The following is a 15,925-nucleotide window of genomic DNA, read 5'->3' as shown; positions in this document are numbered from 1 at the left end:
AGTAGTGAACGAACATCGAGTTTATTCATTACTAATCAATTCAGCACTAATAAGATATAATAATTGTTACATATTATTCCTATTTTTAAAAACCGTGAATAGAATGTTATTAATGTTTATGTATGTTTACAAGTTCATATTTCGAGGAGGAACATTAACATGAAAAAACGATTCAGCAAATCCACTCTATTCCTTGCACTAGTCGCTATAGTGGCAGTTCTAGCATTGAGCGCATGTGGTAGCAACAATACTGCTTCCAACACTTCCAAGGCACCTGTTTCTGAAGGCAAACCTGCAGCGAGCGGAGAAACGAAGAAAATTACCATTACTGCTTCAAATTTTGAATTTGATACTAAAGAGATCAAGGCCAAAGTCGGAGATACAATCATTTTAACTTTAAAGAACGATAATGGAACTCACGGTCTAGCAATTGATGACCTGAACGTGAATATCAAGAACGGCGAATCAGCAACGATCGTATTGGATAAAGCAGGTACTTACGATTACAACTGCTCAGTTATGTGTGGTACTGGACATGACGCTATGTCTGGACAACTGATCGTGGAATAATCTTCAGAGTTTTCTTGGCTGGACATAAAATCGAGTAGAAGTTGGTGGCTAGTCTCAATCGATTGGAATGCAGGACAAGTTGGATTTGATAATGGCGGATACTTCACGCCCTGCCGCTTGTATTTAGCCTCACTACTATAACCAGCTGCATCCATTCTCTACTTCCTCATATATCAAAAACCTCCAACTCAGTGTATCCACCATGAGTTGAAGGTTTATTAATTCTCACTATATTATTGTAATATCTCTGCTTCTTGCTGCTGAAAATGACCGACATTCGGACGCTCAAGCCCAAGGTGATCACGAAGTGTATTGCCCGTATATTCCGTACGGAACAGTCCACGCTGTTGCAAAATTGGAATCACATGATCTACGAACTCATTTAAATCCCCCGGTAGAACTGGTGGCATAATATTGAATCCATCGCAGCCATATTGCTCGAACCATAATTGCATCAGATCAGCCAATTGCTCATAGGTACCGACGAACTGCAAATGCCCGCGAGCTCCAAGAAGACGGCGACCAAGTTCAAGTATGGACAATTTATCCTTGCGAGCCATATCCATAATCAACTGCACACGGCTCTTCATGCCATTCGATGCATCGACCGGATTTGGGATCTCTGGGAGCTGACCTTCAACAGGGTAACCGGATAGGTCAAAGCTCAGCATACCCGACAACATCATTACAGCTGAAGCTGGTGGAATCAGTTCTTGTAGTTCCTTGTACTTCTGTTGTGCTTCTTCTTCGGACGCTCCGATTATTGGAGATAATCCTGGCATAATTTTCAAGCTACCACGTTCACGGCTGTATTTAGCGAGCTTCGAATTAATGCTTTCATAGAATGATTTAGCCGCTTCTAGTGATTGCTGCGCAGTGAAGATGACTTCACCGAAGCCAGCAGCGAAATCCTGCCCTGGAGCAGAGGAACCGGCTTGAATAAGTACCGGATAACCTTGAGGAGGACGTGGTACGTTAAGCGTCCCTTTTGTCGAATACCAATTCCCTTTGTATTCAATCTCTTTCACCTTGGTTCCGTCAGCAAATTTCCCCGCTTCACGATTAACGATAAGTGAATCATCTTCCCAGCTGTCCCATAGACGTGTGGCTACTTCGACGAACTCCCTAGCCATTTCATATCGAAGACCATGTTCTGGATGTTCAGGTTTCCCGTAATTGTATGCTTCGAGATCCAATTGCGAAGTAACAATATTCCACCCTACTCTACCATTACTGATATGATCGAGTGTTGCGAATTTACGTGCTACATTATATGGCTCGTTATATGTTGTCGATACCGTTGCCGTTAATCCTAGCTTATCAGTCACTGTAGACAGTGCTGACAACAACGTCAACGGTTCCAACATGCCTGAAGCAGCGTCTTCTACACCACGAACGTACAGCAAATCTGCTAGAAACATCATATCGAATTTACCACGTTCCGCTGTCTGTGCCAGTTCTTTGTAGAATTTAAAATCAAACAATCGTTCCGCACCCGATTCCGGTTGACGCCAGCCATAATGATGATGACCTGTATAATAAATAAATGCACCTAAGTGAAGTTGACCAACTCTTGTTCCCATGATGAACCCTACCTTTCATTTTTCAATTATCCTTTGTACGTATCTCGCCAATGAAGCCATTTCTTCTCAAGCAATCGAATGCCTGAATCAGAGAACTTGCCTACCACAGCAAATATGATAATGCCAACAAATACGACATCCGTCTGAGAATAGGCTCTTGCGTCCTGAATCATATATCCTACGCCTGCACTCGCACCCATCATTTCCGCGACGACTAACACCAACCATGAGATACCAAGTGACAATCGCACACCAAGTAGAATATTCGGAAGTGCTGCAGGAATAATCATCTTACAAAGCAGTTGCCATCTCGTATATTGAAAAATGCGTGATACCTCAAAGAGCTTCAAATCCACACTTCGAATACCAAGGAATGTATTTAGGTACACGGGGAAAAATGCCCCCAGCGCGATCATTAGCACCTTTGAAAACTCACCAATGCCGAACCATAAAATAAACAATGGTATAAGTGATAATAGGGGTATCGTGCGAATCAATTGTAGGGATGGATCAAGCGTACGTTCCGCTAATTTGCCGAGTCCTGTTGATAGACCAATGAGTAGACCAGCAATGGATCCTAACAGAAATCCTTGAGCAGCACGGTAAACGCTAATTCCAATGTGCTCGAATAACTCTCCACTCATCGTCAATCGTACGAATTGTGCTATAACACTGATTGGAGAAGGAAGCATCGTAGCGGAAATGTTCCCTACATCCGATGCTAATTCCCAAATGACAACGATGATTAGAGGGAGAATCCAACCATGTAATGGCTTAGGAATTCGGTTTAACCAATTGTCACGCTCATGCTTCTTGACCAATATCTGCTCTCTCATGACGATCCCTCCCCCTTATAACTATCCTGCCATCGCAACATCCTTCTCTCAATCAGCTTCACAAGCGAATCCGATAATTTACCAACGATGGCAAATACGATAATTCCGACGAACACCACTGAGGTCAGCGAGAAGGACCGTGCATCATTAATCAGAAATCCAATACCTGTACTAGATCCCATCATTTCCGCCACCACAAGCCCAAGCCACGCTACACTAATAGATAGCCGAATCCCTAGAAAAATATTTGGTAATGAAGCGGGTACAATGAGCTTCGTGATCATCTGCCAATGACTGAACTGTAGAACCCGCCCAACATCAAACAACTTACCATCGACGGAACGAATACCTAGAAATGTATTCACGTACAGTGGAAAAAAACATCCCTTGGCAATCAGCAGTATTTTCGAAGCTTCACCAAATCCGAACCACAGGATGAACAACGGAGCGATTGCCAAATGCGGCAATGTACGAAGCATCTGTAAAGATGGATCTAGCAATCTCTCCGTCTTGTAGGAGAACCCAACCCAAATGCCTGCGGCCAGTCCGAGACCTCCTCCTAACAAGAAACCGAGTAGCGCCCGCCACGTGGAAACACCTAGATGCATCGCTAGTTCACCAGACGCCGTCAAGCTAACGAACTCTCGTATGATTGTGCTAGGCCTCGGCAACAGAATCGGATTCAGCTTGCCTAGCGCCCCCGCCACCTCCCAAATAATCAGGAGAATACTTAACAGCGCATTAGATACCTGGATTGAAAGGCCGCGGTTTTTCACCCTACTTTTCTTCTTAATTAACGGAGTGACAACCGACTTCTCTATGCCCACCTGCATAATAACGCCTCATTTCATCTAATCTTCCTACCTATTTCAACGGTTCCTTGTCTGCTGCTTCGATGTACTGATTATCAATAATTGTGGAGACATCGATTTGTTTACGGATATTCTTACTTTCAAATTGAAAATCAGCTGTCTTCTGAAGTTCCTTAACAATTTCATCACTAACTGGACTGTTTATCCCTTTGGAACGAGTCAATGTTCCTTTTATCACGTCTACAGGAACACTGCGTTCTTTGGCATAACGTTCAAGGGCTACATCAAGATTCGCCTGTTCCCATGCAAGAGACTTATTCAATACTTTCAAATAGAGCGTTACAAGCTCCGGATATTTATTAGCGAATTCTTCACGTACAATATAAAAAGAAGGGGATAATATACCACTCTTCTCGCCATCAGTCAGAACCTTACCTTTACCTGTCAACGTATTAATCGTAATGTAAGGGTCCCATGTTGCCCATGCGTCAACGCCACCTGATTCGAATGCGGGTTGTGCCTCATCCGTCTGAAGTTGAATGATCTCTAAATCTGTATCCTTAAGCCCTGCTTCATCCAAGCTTCTGTACAAGAAGTTGTATGCATTACTTCCCTTAGCAACCGCAACTTTCTTCCCCTTCAGGTCAGCAAGCGATTGAATCGTACTGTTCGTCGGTACAATAATAGCAACATTGTTCTTACCATCAATGGCTTGAGAAATAACTTTAATTGGTATCCCAGCTGCTTGTGCCGCAATGACTGGCATATTCCCTAACCCTGCGAAATCGAGCTTATTGGAAGCCATTGCTTCCGTCATAGGAGGACCACTTAGGAATTCAGCCCACTCGACTTTCACACCCAACTTCTCGAACTCCGTCTCATACCATTTCTCTTCACGCGCTTTACCGAACAATCCACCGCTACCCTGCACACCGAGCTTAACGGTTAGACCCTCATATTTGTTCTTCCCATCTTTGCCTTCAGACTTCTCCGAGTTCGCGCACGCTGTAGTAAATACGGATAATAATAGCAACACAATCAATAAGGTACTGTAACGTTTCATGGTTTAACTCTCCTTTATAATTGAAAGATATTTGTCTATATACCTGCTCCAACATCAATCGTCGGCTCTTCTACCTTCTCAAATTCGCTTAGTACTTTGTGACGCAACTCTTGGAACGAACTACTCGACCTTTTCCTTGGAAAAGGAAGATCGATGGGCTGAACACTTCGGATATGTCCAGGGCGTGGATTCATAATAATCACTCGTTGACCAAGAAACACCGCTTCGTCTAAGTCATGTGTAACGAACAACATTGTCGTCCGATTCGTCTGCCAAATATCGAGCAAGACTTCTTGTAGATGGGCTCGTGTAAATGCATCCAACGCACCAAACGGTTCATCCAACAGCAGCACATCTGGATTTCGGAGTAATGCTCTTGCAATGGCTACACGTTGCGCCATACCACCCGACAATTCCCGAGGATACGATTTCTCAAATCCGGTTAGACGAACGAGTTCGATAAGCTCGGTAACTCTAGTGCGAATTATTGGATCCTTTAGCGATAGATTAGCAGCGATATTCTTCTCAACCGTAAGCCATGGAAACAATCGAGGTTCTTGAAAAATAAATCCTTTTTCAATACTCGGTCCATCTACAGGTTTACCATTCAACACGACCGCTCCGGTATAATCCGTATCTAGACCAGCAACAATCTTTAGCAAAGTGCTCTTGCCACACCCGCTGGGGCCTATAATCGTAATGAATTCGCCTTTCTTTACCTGCAATTGGATATTATCTAATGCGATAACGTCACCTGTAGGTGCTGCGAATGTTTTATTCAACTTGTCGATCTTGAGCATCTCCGTCATCCTAGAAATCCCCTTCCCAGTAATTACATTATACTTACCTACTTACTTGGTTTTAATATTAAAAAAAAGGTGCTTCTCAGTTTTGATTATTCGTAATGTATCTCCAGCTATCTGGTCGATGCGACACCTTGATGTCCAACTATCTTCACAAACTGAATGAGGATTCGGTTTGTTGTGGCTTATTTTAACAATAATATTTGTCACATGTCAAACTATTTTTTTATAAAAAAAGCCCTTCCACTACTCCGATGAAGACTAGTAGGAGCGGCTCCTTGATTTAGTGCTCGGATGTCGACAAAAACAGCCTAATAATATTCTCAGGTTCAATCCGGATTGGTATTTCATAACCCGGTGCCATCTGAAGTGTTAGACCTTGAATTAAGCTTACGAAATAAAGAGCCAACTGCATCGTGTTACCATCGATAATAACGTTAGCGGTCTGTCCTTGTTGCATAATCTCCGCTATTGGCTTCAGGTTCTCCGTAAACCTACGCGTGGCCGCTTCTCTGATCTCTGGGTTGACCGTTTCATTCGTCCTAATGCTTTCCAACATGATCGTAAACGCCCAGTTAATCGAAGTATTAAGCCAAATTGTGCATATCTCGGTCAACTTGTCGCGAGGATCTATGTCCAACATAGAATACGATGTAATCATCTTTCCATATTCGATCTGTCCTCTGCTCAGAACCTCACCTAATATTTCATCCTTCGAATTGAAATAGTTATACACATTTCCGATGCTAAGCTGAGCTTCTCTAGCGATATCCTTGATACTTACTGAGTCTATTCCTCGCTTGGCCATCGCCTGAAGCGCAGCATCTAATATATGATCCTTCCGTATTTCACGCATTTGCTGATCTCTCTCTATGTTTCTTGGTGACACAATATATTCCCCCCCTTGCTTAACCTAACAATAGGCAATACTAATCATAATCCAAAGATTGTTAAAGAGATACCTAGCCAATCCAATATTTGATACAATAAACCGAAATTATTCTTACTCCTTCTCATACTTCGAACTGGTCTGGGACTGCCCATCGTTCTACACTCTTCCTATGTGCTTTAGCACTTCTATTTATAAAAAAACAACGGACGATATCATCTGCTAGATTTCAGCAGTAGATTCTTCCGTTGATAATAAATTTCTGGATATTTCTAATAAACAAGTAATTGTGACATATAATATTTATTTGTTTCTTTGTTTAACATATAAGAAAAATACACCCCAAAAGTTCCCTTATATCCGTTTCCTTTAGCATTGATAAGGTACTTAAGTGTTTTTGAATACGTAGAATCATCATTATTCGGATTAACTTCAAAAGATTTGGCTTTTGCTTCTTTAATTCCCGATACCACAAGTGCATCAATTACATCGGATTCATTCAATGCCCTAAAGCTCTTGATTTGGCTATCCAACGATTTCGCACTCGCTTCATATGAATCTGTCCCATACTGATTCTTTTGTGTGTTATCTTTCATCCACGATTTGAGTTTAGTCGTATCGCCTGATTTCAAAGCCTCTAAGTACAGGGTTAAGGCATGTGATGCCGCACCTTTATTGTCATTATACATCGTACTAACATTGGTCGAGGAAGAATATCCCGGAACTGTATTGATATCACTCTTACTAGTATATGTAGAGGCATTTTCAGAATTGCTATTTTCTTTTTCTGGCTTACTAGTAGATGTAGAAGCATTTTCAGAATTGCTATTATCTTTGTCTGGGATACCCTTTGAACCCGACAAGTCAGATTCGCCTGAACTTACTTCCACAGTTTGGGTGGAATTGTTCCACTTAACTGTTCCTCCCATACCTTCTGCAAGACCTTTGGCACTTACATAACTATGTCCATCATATACAATTGTATACATAGGTCCTTCAGGACTTGATTCATCAATGGCGATTCCATTAACCTTTACTTTCACGTTAGAATTCTGATATGCCGTTATCTTTTTCAAAGAAGGACCTGCGAGAACCCCCGCACTAAACACTGTTAACAACAATAATAAAGCAGTTACAATAATTCCTGACTTCTTAACAGATAAACTTTTCAATTCAATACCCCTTTTCATTAGTTTGTTGTCCAATTTATGATAGGTAGATGAATGTCTCTCTAGATGCATATTCCATCATATTTATTAACTATATGATTATATCATAATAGGGTATATTTACCTACACTAGTATTATGTACTCATTGAACAAACTGATATAGTGATAGGATTTACCTATTGAATGCATAATTTGAGACGCTGAGATTTAGATACACCAATCAGTAACCAATGCAGTTATCAATAGAAGCACTACCCACAATAACAAGACCATTCATGACGTGAATGCAAATGATACTGGATTAATAATTCCGAAAAAATTATAAGAAGGCCATGATGAATTAAAATTTGGCATGTACATGCCAGATCCCCAAAAACTAGAATTACATACATTGGTATAATGTATTTGGAGGAATTTCATGATACATCCAAGTAAAAATCCATCCAAATTCCTAAAATATACCCATAAAAAAAGCACACTATAAAAATACGGTAGATACTGTTTTATCACTACCTACCGTCAAATAATTACTTTTTAAAGCATAAACACGATTTTTACACTACCAGAGGCATAGCTGTTGTTGATTGTGCCACTTCCTTGGTTATTCCCTACCAATCCGCCTCCACCAAAACCTTTGTTAGGGTAATGTATCTAGCTATTCTGGGTTTAATACGAATCCTAGGAAAATTTCGTTTGATTTCTTCATTAAATCTCGTGCAAAAACATTTATCTCACGAACATAGAAAATTAGATAAAGCTCTTTTTTATCGACGTTTCTTAAATGATAACATGCTGAATGAATTGATTTCTTTAGGTGAAAGTATTGAACAAGTTAGTGCTATTGACACACTTGGGGATATTCCATTAGTCATTATTACAAGTAGACAGAATGCACAAAATATAAAAAATTGGCAAGCAGGGCACATTTCATTACTTGAACTTTCAACAAATAAAACGCATATTATTGCCGAAGGAATTGGTCATTCAGTCCATTTGGAACAATCAGAGACGCTCATTAGATAAATAAACAAAATACTAGATTCACTCTCTAAGTAAATCCTCTTCTCGTATATGACTCTTTCCTTTATCTACAATATCTTAGGTTAATATATCATTATGTTCGTGTTGTATTATTCCATAATTACCCTTATGATCAATGGTAGAGAGGGGTACGAAGACATGAGGAAAATAATTACACTGATACTACTGTTCGTAGTATTACTACCATCACAAGTGTTAGCTGCTACTTCAACGTCTACCGTTGACAAGTTGTATTTCGAATCGTATAAGGATCAGGTTAAAGAGGTAAAAGATGCACAGAAGAAATTGAATGATATCTATTGTACGAATGTAAAGGCGCTAACCGAGAAAGCGAAGGCTTCAACAACAAGATATAACAACGCAGTGAAGAGCAAAGCCACTAAAGATGTATTGGCTAAAGTAAAAGCTGAAAGAGATCTTGATAAAAAGACACTTAGTTCTGCCAAGGCTAAATGCTCTGCCACGGTTAAGGCACTCAAGAAAAAAAGTGATACAGCTCTAAAAGAGATTGCCTCATATAAAGCAAAAGTAGTCACAACTATAAAAAATCACTTAGACGGTAAAGACAAGCTTACAGAAGATAACTTCACTGAGTCTGTGTATAAAAGTCTGTCCGAGATAGAAAGTAAATTCGATGCGATTCTAGACTCCTTAAGTGCAGATTAAGGACCTATTTTCCAAGCAATATTGATTAGATTTCGTATTTATTGCCCTCAGCGTAGTAATGAGGGCTTTTCTCGCATTAAAAAAACCCAAGCAGATATATCCACTTGAGTTTTTGGCAACCCTATGTAAAACATCATTTCACTTACGACTATTTAAAAGAAAAAGAGTTGAAGAACACCAAACACAACCGAAATGGCTACCAATACCTTTGCTATAGATGCCTTCTTCATCCACATCATAACAATTCCTATGACAGAGACAATACCAAAGGCCCCTGCAAAGATGCGCGAAACGACGTAGTTGCTCGGAAGAGCCGTAACACTTATATAGCCGATAAGCACACCCAATAAGGCGGTAACTACGAATAACACATTGTTGGTTTTTGGTTCTTTTACTGTAAACAGTAACGCAATGCTGATTACGCTGACAACCGCTATAATAATAAATAAAATCGATAAATATCCAAGTGCCATAAAATTAACCTCCTTCATTGATGTGGGCTGTTTCTTCATATCGTTTATTACTAGTTATATTTCATTAGACTGTTTTACTTACCCACATTATAACTTGTTTAACCAATTATCTATCAAAGTATTCATAAATATCATACATTAAGACCAAACAAATGAACCAACATAAATCCTAGACAAGAGAGTATAACCGATCCGATAAGTCCCGCAGCGAATGGTCTCATCCCCAGTCGTTTAAAGGCCACCAAATCTACATTCAATCCAAGACCAGCCATCGCCATAGCAATCAATAAATATGCGATTGTTACAATACCATTGGCGATAGACACAGGAACCAACCCTAGCGAATTAACTCCACTAATAAGTAGAAAACCAAGAATAAACCAAGGGATAGGGATGGATTTCCACGAAAATTTGTTATGACCACCCTGCTCTTTCCGCTCCAACCTGTTGTTCCAAATGCCAATTAGTATAGCAATCGGAACTAACATTGCAACCCGTGTTAATTTGACAATCACCGCGATATCCACTGCTTCATTTCCTCCAGAAGCTGCAGCCGCTATTGTATGTGCAATCTCATGCAAGGTTGCTCCTGAGAATATGCCATAGCCAAATGGCGTTAAGCCTAAAAATGGATATATAAAAGTATATAGCAACGCGAATATCGTTCCTAATATGGCCACTATCGCAGCTCCTATCGCTGTCTCGTCATCATTCGCCTTGATCTGTGGAGCAATCGCAACAACCGCAGCTGCACCACAGATTGCTGTTCCGCATGCTGTCAGAATACTCAATCGCTTCTCTACTTTAAATAACCTTGCCATGCCGTACACGACGATAAGTGTACACGTAATTACGATTACTGCGATGAGAAATACCTTTATACCTGCTTGAAATATATCAATAAGATTAAGCCTCATACCCAAAAGAATAATGCCGAGCCGCAACAATTTTTTACTAGAAAAGTTGATCCCTGCATTGATCGTATCCGGCACGCCTATCAGTGCTCGCCAAGTAATCCCTATCAAGATGGCGATCACTAGTTGTCCCATGATAGTGAGGAATGGGAAGCCCGCTAATCCTTTAGCAACAATAGCAATGATCAATGTTAATCCAATGCCAAGCGCAAAACCAATATGTTGTTTGTTCCTCTTCTGTATGGAGAATGTTTCTGATTGGTCCATGGTTGTACTCACTCCTTGTTATATCTCTAGTTGAGAAAATGTGTTACTTTCTATGTCTCAACTATAAGATGTGCAAACGTGGAAGAGAAATACCAAAATGCTATCTGTATCATTAGGAAAACTTATGCTTCTTTTGTCAAGGTAAAATGGTTTGTTCACTAAGAATGAAAAAGATAGGATACAATGAGGTTAAGATATCTAGCGACGATTGTAATCAATGAATAACGGAGGAAATGATAGATGATTGTAGATACATTGAAGGTATTTGTTACCGTGGCAGAACAGAGGAATTTCTCTCGGGCAGCAGAAATCCTTAATCTTTCTCAACCAGGCGTAAGTCAGCATATACGCAACTTGGAGAATGAATTCGGAGTTCAACTCATGCATCGATCTTCTAAGCAGGTAAAGATGACAGATGCCGGGCAAATCTTGTACAAGCAAGCCAAACAAATGTTGTCCCATTATGAAGTGGCGAAGGAGGAAATACATCTTCTACGAAATGAAGTAACCGGATCTTTAAAAATAGGTGCTAGCTTTACGATTGGTGAGTATATTCTACCTCGTCTTCTCGCACAATTTGTCAATCAATACCCACAAGTCGATATTCAGGTAACGATAGCCAATACAGAAGAAATCGCACAAGCCGTTCATTCCAAAGAACTCGATGTTGGCTTGGTCGAGGGTCATGTTGAGTATTCGGAGATTCTTGTCCATCCTCCTTTTATGGAAGATGAAATGTTGTTGGTCTCTTCCACAGATCACCCTCTGTATTCACCAAGAACCATTGAATCACAGAAACTGCAAGATCAAGTCTGGATATTTAGGGAGAGCGGCTCTGGCACTAGAGCGTACAGTGATCAATTTATTCAAGATACTAAGCTTCGTGTCACACGATCTTTCGTGTTTAACAGCAGTCAAGGGGTCAAGGAAGCTGTCATCGTTGGACTAGGCATAGCCATGTTATCTCGTTGGGTCATACATAAGGAGTTGGAATCAGGGGAATTACATCACATTCAAGTCCAAGGAGAACGATTCACACGCGATTTTCACATTCTGCAAGAACCGAAGTCCTTGGATACGATGGCTGTGAAGATGTTTATACAGAAAATACGGGAACTAGAGTCTTAACTGACCATCGTATTCGAAAAAAATGCCAGAGTCTTTGATATATCAAGGACTCTGGCATTATCTATATGATCTGAACCTAAATTACTTCTTAAAAGCTAATCTAAAGTCATTCATAACTTTTCTATGACGTTCAATGTAGTTCCATACCCAGAAAACAAGTATTAAGGAAGCCACTAAATATAGAATGGGATGCACAAGCGTAAGACTATTTAACAGAAAAGCAAACACGAGATATATTCCTATTAACACAGCACTCGTTGAAAGGATTATCCCGAAGAAACCCATGTCCGCCCTGGAGACTAGACCAAGCTGAATCATCCTTGAACCACCGGTAAATGGACGAATACCCGATTTGTTCTCATTATCACGTTCGGCGTCCTTCCAATCATTGATCATATTCGTCCTGCTTGAATCATGATCGCTCCGAACAACGTGAGTAGGAAGGTAAGCATATTGAACTGATCACTCTGGGACAAGGCAAGTGCTCCACCCAATAGAATCGGCACTAACGCCGCTGTGAGCGACAACGGACGAACCGCTTCTTTCCATGCCCGCGCCTTCGCTTTAACGTCATCCCACACATTTACATTCTCACGATTGTGTTCGAATTCGAACACCGTTGGTGGTTCCCCTTGAAGAATTTCCGGCACATACCGATACTTAACAGTGAACGGATTAACGCGTATAAATTCTAATCGATCAAGTGCACCGATACTATGAAATTGACCAACGATGGGAGAACGATTCACAAGTAGATCAATCGCTTTTTGACGATCTTTCTCATCTTTCAGTACCTCTGCTCTTCGGATCTCCCTTTGTACTTGTTAAGTAGAAATTGAATTCTTAATCTACTGCAAAGTGCATCATTCTTTGTCGTGGCAACCCCATATTAGAAGTTCCCACTGCTGCGACCTCAGCTCATTCTAGATACTCAAATACCTCTTGTTTGCTGCGCTGTGCCATAACATTACCCTCCGTACTTTATCTATTATGATTATATAACGCACATAAATGAACCCATACCTAATTCTATTAATTCATATGCGTATTTTTTTCATGTTTATCTATACTACTATAAAAGATCTCTCAGATATAGAGAATTGCAAATTATGAATGATTTCGATAAAATGAATTCATTGATATCTCGACAAATAAGTATCTTCGTCAACAACTATCTAGATATTCAAGATATTTTCAATTAGGTTTCTGTTTTAACTATAATTTTAGCTGAAAAGGATGAGAACCAATGGCAATACTCGTGTTATACGCTACTAAGTCAGGAGCATCAGAGCAATGTGCACACCTATTATCTCAAGAGCTTTCTCATTGTACCATCTGTAACATTGATTTAGAGAAACCAAATATTGCTGAATTTGACAGTATTATTCTAGGTGCTGGCGTCAGAGACGGGAAAATATATAAAGCCATTCGTGACTTTATCAAAAAAAACAAAGATGCGTTACTACATAAGAACATGGGTTACTTTATTTGTAACGAAAAACCAAAGAAAACCGAAGAAATCATAGCGGACAATATTCCTGAAGATCTACAAAAAGCAGCGATCTGTATTGAATCATTTGGCGGCTATAAGGCATATGCTGCACCCAAGGAAGGTTCTGATCAGTTAAAAGGAATTTTTGTAGATAGAATAAAAACCTTTTCTGAAAAGTTTAAATAAGTATTGAAGAAAATAATGCAAAAAGCTGAACTATTGTCGCCGTTAGTTCAGCTTTTTTTCAAATGCTTATTGTTCATTCGCCACATACCAGCTTGGAAAGTAAGTCTGAAAACCATCGTACCAATCCAACACTTCTCCGGCTCGTTCAAGCATAACATCGACTTGATCTTGTCCAAATGGAATCGCCCAGTGAATGGATGAAAGTTGGTTGCTTGCAATATATAAGGCCATTAATCTGAAAAATGAATCAGGTACATCGTTATTGAAATATCCATTAATGCGACCCGATGCGAATAATCCACTTAGGCTTGCATCCCAAGTAATACGATTGAATTCCTCCCAGGGATCACCATAACTAAGCCTGTTGAAATCAATAATCCCCAGTTCATTATCCTTAGACACAATCATATTCCCCACGTGATAATCACCATGTTGAATAGACTGCGAACGGTTGTCTAATAGATATCGATTGCTTTCAACATAGTTGATGATAGTCTCTGCACCCTTTAAATGAATACCGCATGCTTTATAGTTCGCTATATATTTGTTGATTTTGAGATTATAGGTTTCTGCCCATGGTATTGGACTGTTCTCCGCTGGAATCTTATGCATTTCCCTTAAAATCTCTCCTGCTTGTACACCAAGTCGGTATTGATCTTCCTTACATAGTGTCGGGATAACCTGATTAGCATCCTCTCCTGCAGCCCATGTGTATAAGGAATATACAGACTGACCATTATCACAAATCCCACAATCCATTGGCCGAGACATTAAACAATCGATGTGAGCGAACTTTCCTACCGATTCAAATTCCCACTTCTTATATTCATATAGAGATATGTCTGCGATCCTAAGCAACAGTTCTCTCCCGTCTAGCGTCTTTATGTAGTACTTCTTATCTTTTGACCAACCTTTATGAACGGCTTCTATTGAGTTCCATGTACTGGAATTTGGGATATCCTTAAAAGCTTTGTTCATAATGCCGCACCTCCGTGAATTAGAATTATTCTCCATTCATGACCAAATCATTTACCGGTATAAAAATACGAATAAGCGAGTCACGTCCAGATGCTGTTGAGAATGATTCGTCATAATACTCAAAATCATACGATTCAACCAAGCGATATGGGTTCTGAGAAAACCATGTGCCATAGATATATTGGTACGTAAGCGGTAAGCGATCTGCATTACCCTTATGATCAAAAACTACATATTTAGACGGGGGTATGACACATACCTCTTCATCCTCTTCTTCGTCAAACCCATCTATTGTTGTTGCTGCCAAATATGAATAATTCAATTCCAGCTCATCAATCTCCGAATATTGAATCAGTCCATACTTCGCAACCTTGCTCTCATCGTGCCCACTAAGTTTCAGAAGCAGCTTCCTCCATGCTTGATGAATATCCTTCGTCTGCACACTCTCTGCTTTATATCCTCTTAGGTTCAATTCACCCAGATTCACTACCTCAATGGATCCAATCACATCATCGTTAATATGAGATAGGTAATCAAGTTCAAGCCTATTTTTCAGCAAATGATTAGGAAATTTACCTCCACTTTTAAAAGCATAAGGAGACATACCGAATCTGTTCTTAAAAGCCCTCGAAAAGGTTTCGTGCGATTCAAATCCATATGCATAGGCTATTTCAACAACTTTAGACTGTTCTTCCCATAACTGCATCGCCGCTTCGGTCAGCTTTCTACTCAATATATACTGTCCAAGTGTTTGTCTCGACGCATGATGAAACAATCGTTGGAAATGGAATTTGGAATAACCAACTTTAGCAGCAACATCATCAATGGTCAATTTCCTCTGTATATGATCTTCAATATATATAACTGCTTCCCTTACACGATATAAATAGTCCACTTTTTCTCGCTCCATCCGCTGATTGTAGCATTTTTCATCAAGAAAATAATCCTCTGTTCCATTACGTTAAGGTAAAGCAATATTCATTATTAATTTTAAAGGACGTGATTAGGCAATGTATCATCCAAGACTACAAGGTACTCATTATGAAATGGGATT

The 15,925-nt window shown here is 40.0% G+C and carries 19 protein-coding genes; 5 read left to right on the top strand and 14 right to left on the bottom strand.

Going from position 1 to position 15,925, the window contains the following annotated elements; translation table 11 throughout:
* Positions 1-159: 159 nt before the first annotated feature.
* Complete coding sequence (locus tag BW961_RS03700; protein WP_068580826.1) at positions 160-570, top strand: cupredoxin domain-containing protein; 411 nt, start codon at positions 160-162, stop codon at positions 568-570.
* Between the two features lie 233 nt (positions 571-803).
* On the opposite strand, the gene BW961_RS03695 is transcribed toward BW961_RS03700, so the two are convergent.
* The 8 genes from BW961_RS03695 to BW961_RS31850 all read right to left on the bottom strand — a co-directional run bounded on the left by BW961_RS03695 (position 804) and on the right by BW961_RS31850 (position 8,377).
* On the bottom strand, positions 804-2,153 hold the full coding sequence (locus BW961_RS03695; RefSeq protein ID WP_068580824.1) for an LLM class flavin-dependent oxidoreductase: 1,350 nt from the start codon (positions 2,151-2,153) through the stop codon (positions 804-806).
* 26 nt (positions 2,154-2,179) lie between these two features.
* Positions 2,180-2,989, bottom strand: coding sequence for an ABC transporter permease (locus BW961_RS03690; protein ID WP_082867344.1), 810 nt, complete (start codon positions 2,987-2,989; stop codon positions 2,180-2,182).
* The gene (locus tag BW961_RS03685) at positions 2,986-3,822 is read right to left on the bottom strand and encodes an ABC transporter permease (protein ID WP_068580820.1); all 837 of its coding nucleotides are present in this window, start codon (positions 3,820-3,822) and stop codon (positions 2,986-2,988) included. The genes BW961_RS03690 and BW961_RS03685 overlap by 4 nt, the downstream gene beginning before the upstream one ends.
* Before the next feature lie 31 nt (positions 3,823-3,853).
* Entirely contained in the window at positions 3,854-4,864 is a 1,011-nt protein-coding gene (locus tag BW961_RS03680; protein ID WP_068580816.1) for an aliphatic sulfonate ABC transporter substrate-binding protein, read from the bottom strand.
* Between the two features lie 35 nt (positions 4,865-4,899).
* Positions 4,900-5,673, bottom strand: a complete 774-nt coding sequence (locus tag BW961_RS03675; protein ID WP_068580814.1) for an ABC transporter ATP-binding protein — start codon at positions 5,671-5,673, stop codon at positions 4,900-4,902.
* A gap of 277 nt (positions 5,674-5,950) precedes the next feature.
* The gene (locus BW961_RS03670; protein WP_068580810.1) at positions 5,951-6,556 is read right to left on the bottom strand and encodes a TetR/AcrR family transcriptional regulator; all 606 of its coding nucleotides are present in this window, start codon (positions 6,554-6,556) and stop codon (positions 5,951-5,953) included.
* A 272-nt stretch (positions 6,557-6,828) separates the two neighbouring features.
* A complete protein-coding gene (locus BW961_RS03665; RefSeq protein ID WP_068580807.1) occupies positions 6,829-7,728 on the bottom strand; it encodes a stalk domain-containing protein in 900 nt (299 codons plus the stop codon).
* Between the two features lie 532 nt (positions 7,729-8,260).
* Entirely contained in the window at positions 8,261-8,377 is a 117-nt protein-coding gene (locus BW961_RS31850) for a GLUG motif-containing protein (RefSeq protein ID WP_139331541.1), read from the bottom strand.
* Between the two features lie 42 nt (positions 8,378-8,419).
* Between BW961_RS31850 and BW961_RS03660 the strand changes: the two genes are divergently transcribed.
* Together BW961_RS03660 and BW961_RS03655 are read left to right on the top strand one after the other, a co-directional pair.
* Positions 8,420-8,749 carry a hypothetical protein gene (locus BW961_RS03660; protein ID WP_068580803.1) on the top strand — a complete coding sequence of 110 codons (330 nt, stop codon included), beginning with the start codon at positions 8,420-8,422 and terminating at the stop codon, positions 8,747-8,749.
* 156 nt (positions 8,750-8,905) lie between these two features.
* A complete protein-coding gene (locus BW961_RS03655) occupies positions 8,906-9,433 on the top strand; it encodes a hypothetical protein (protein WP_068580799.1) in 528 nt (175 codons plus the stop codon).
* 152 nt (positions 9,434-9,585) lie between these two features.
* Here the strand turns inward: BW961_RS03655 and BW961_RS03650 are convergent, their stop codons facing one another.
* A complete protein-coding gene (locus BW961_RS03650) occupies positions 9,586-9,906 on the bottom strand; it encodes a hypothetical protein (protein WP_068580795.1) in 321 nt (106 codons plus the stop codon).
* A 131-nt stretch (positions 9,907-10,037) separates the two neighbouring features.
* On the bottom strand, positions 10,038-11,087 hold the full coding sequence (locus BW961_RS03645; RefSeq protein ID WP_068580792.1) for a YeiH family protein: 1,050 nt from the start codon (positions 11,085-11,087) through the stop codon (positions 10,038-10,040).
* A gap of 240 nt (positions 11,088-11,327) precedes the next feature.
* Between BW961_RS03645 and BW961_RS03640 the strand changes: the two genes are divergently transcribed.
* On the top strand, positions 11,328-12,215 hold the full coding sequence (locus tag BW961_RS03640) for a LysR family transcriptional regulator (protein WP_068580790.1): 888 nt from the start codon (positions 11,328-11,330) through the stop codon (positions 12,213-12,215).
* 81 nt (positions 12,216-12,296) lie between these two features.
* Here the strand turns inward: BW961_RS03640 and BW961_RS03635 are convergent, their stop codons facing one another.
* Both BW961_RS03635 and BW961_RS03630 read right to left on the bottom strand, forming a co-directional pair.
* Positions 12,297-12,611, bottom strand: coding sequence for a UbiA prenyltransferase family protein (locus BW961_RS03635; RefSeq protein ID WP_068580787.1), 315 nt, complete (start codon positions 12,609-12,611; stop codon positions 12,297-12,299).
* Positions 12,608-12,964 carry a hypothetical protein gene (locus BW961_RS03630; RefSeq protein WP_068580785.1) on the bottom strand — a complete coding sequence of 119 codons (357 nt, stop codon included), beginning with the start codon at positions 12,962-12,964 and terminating at the stop codon, positions 12,608-12,610. The genes BW961_RS03635 and BW961_RS03630 overlap by 4 nt, the downstream gene beginning before the upstream one ends.
* A gap of 497 nt (positions 12,965-13,461) precedes the next feature.
* Here BW961_RS03630 and BW961_RS03625 point away from each other — a divergent pair, with 497 nt between their 5' ends.
* On the top strand, positions 13,462-13,893 hold the full coding sequence (locus BW961_RS03625; protein WP_068580782.1) for a flavodoxin domain-containing protein: 432 nt from the start codon (positions 13,462-13,464) through the stop codon (positions 13,891-13,893).
* A gap of 66 nt (positions 13,894-13,959) precedes the next feature.
* Here the strand turns inward: BW961_RS03625 and BW961_RS03620 are convergent, their stop codons facing one another.
* Both BW961_RS03620 and BW961_RS03615 read right to left on the bottom strand, forming a co-directional pair.
* Positions 13,960-14,871 (bottom strand): aminoglycoside phosphotransferase family protein, encoded by a 912-nt coding sequence (locus BW961_RS03620; protein WP_068580779.1) that lies wholly within the window; start codon positions 14,869-14,871, stop codon positions 13,960-13,962.
* A 25-nt stretch (positions 14,872-14,896) separates the two neighbouring features.
* Positions 14,897-15,766, bottom strand: a complete 870-nt coding sequence (locus BW961_RS03615; RefSeq protein ID WP_068580776.1) for a helix-turn-helix domain-containing protein — start codon at positions 15,764-15,766, stop codon at positions 14,897-14,899.
* Positions 15,767-15,925: the final 159 nt, after the last annotated feature.

This window comes from Paenibacillus macquariensis (genome assembly GCF_900156375.1).
GTDB lineage: Bacteria > Bacillota > Bacilli > Paenibacillales > Paenibacillaceae > Paenibacillus_AQ > Paenibacillus_AQ macquariensis.
This window is presented reverse-complemented; position numbering and strand designations above follow the sequence as displayed.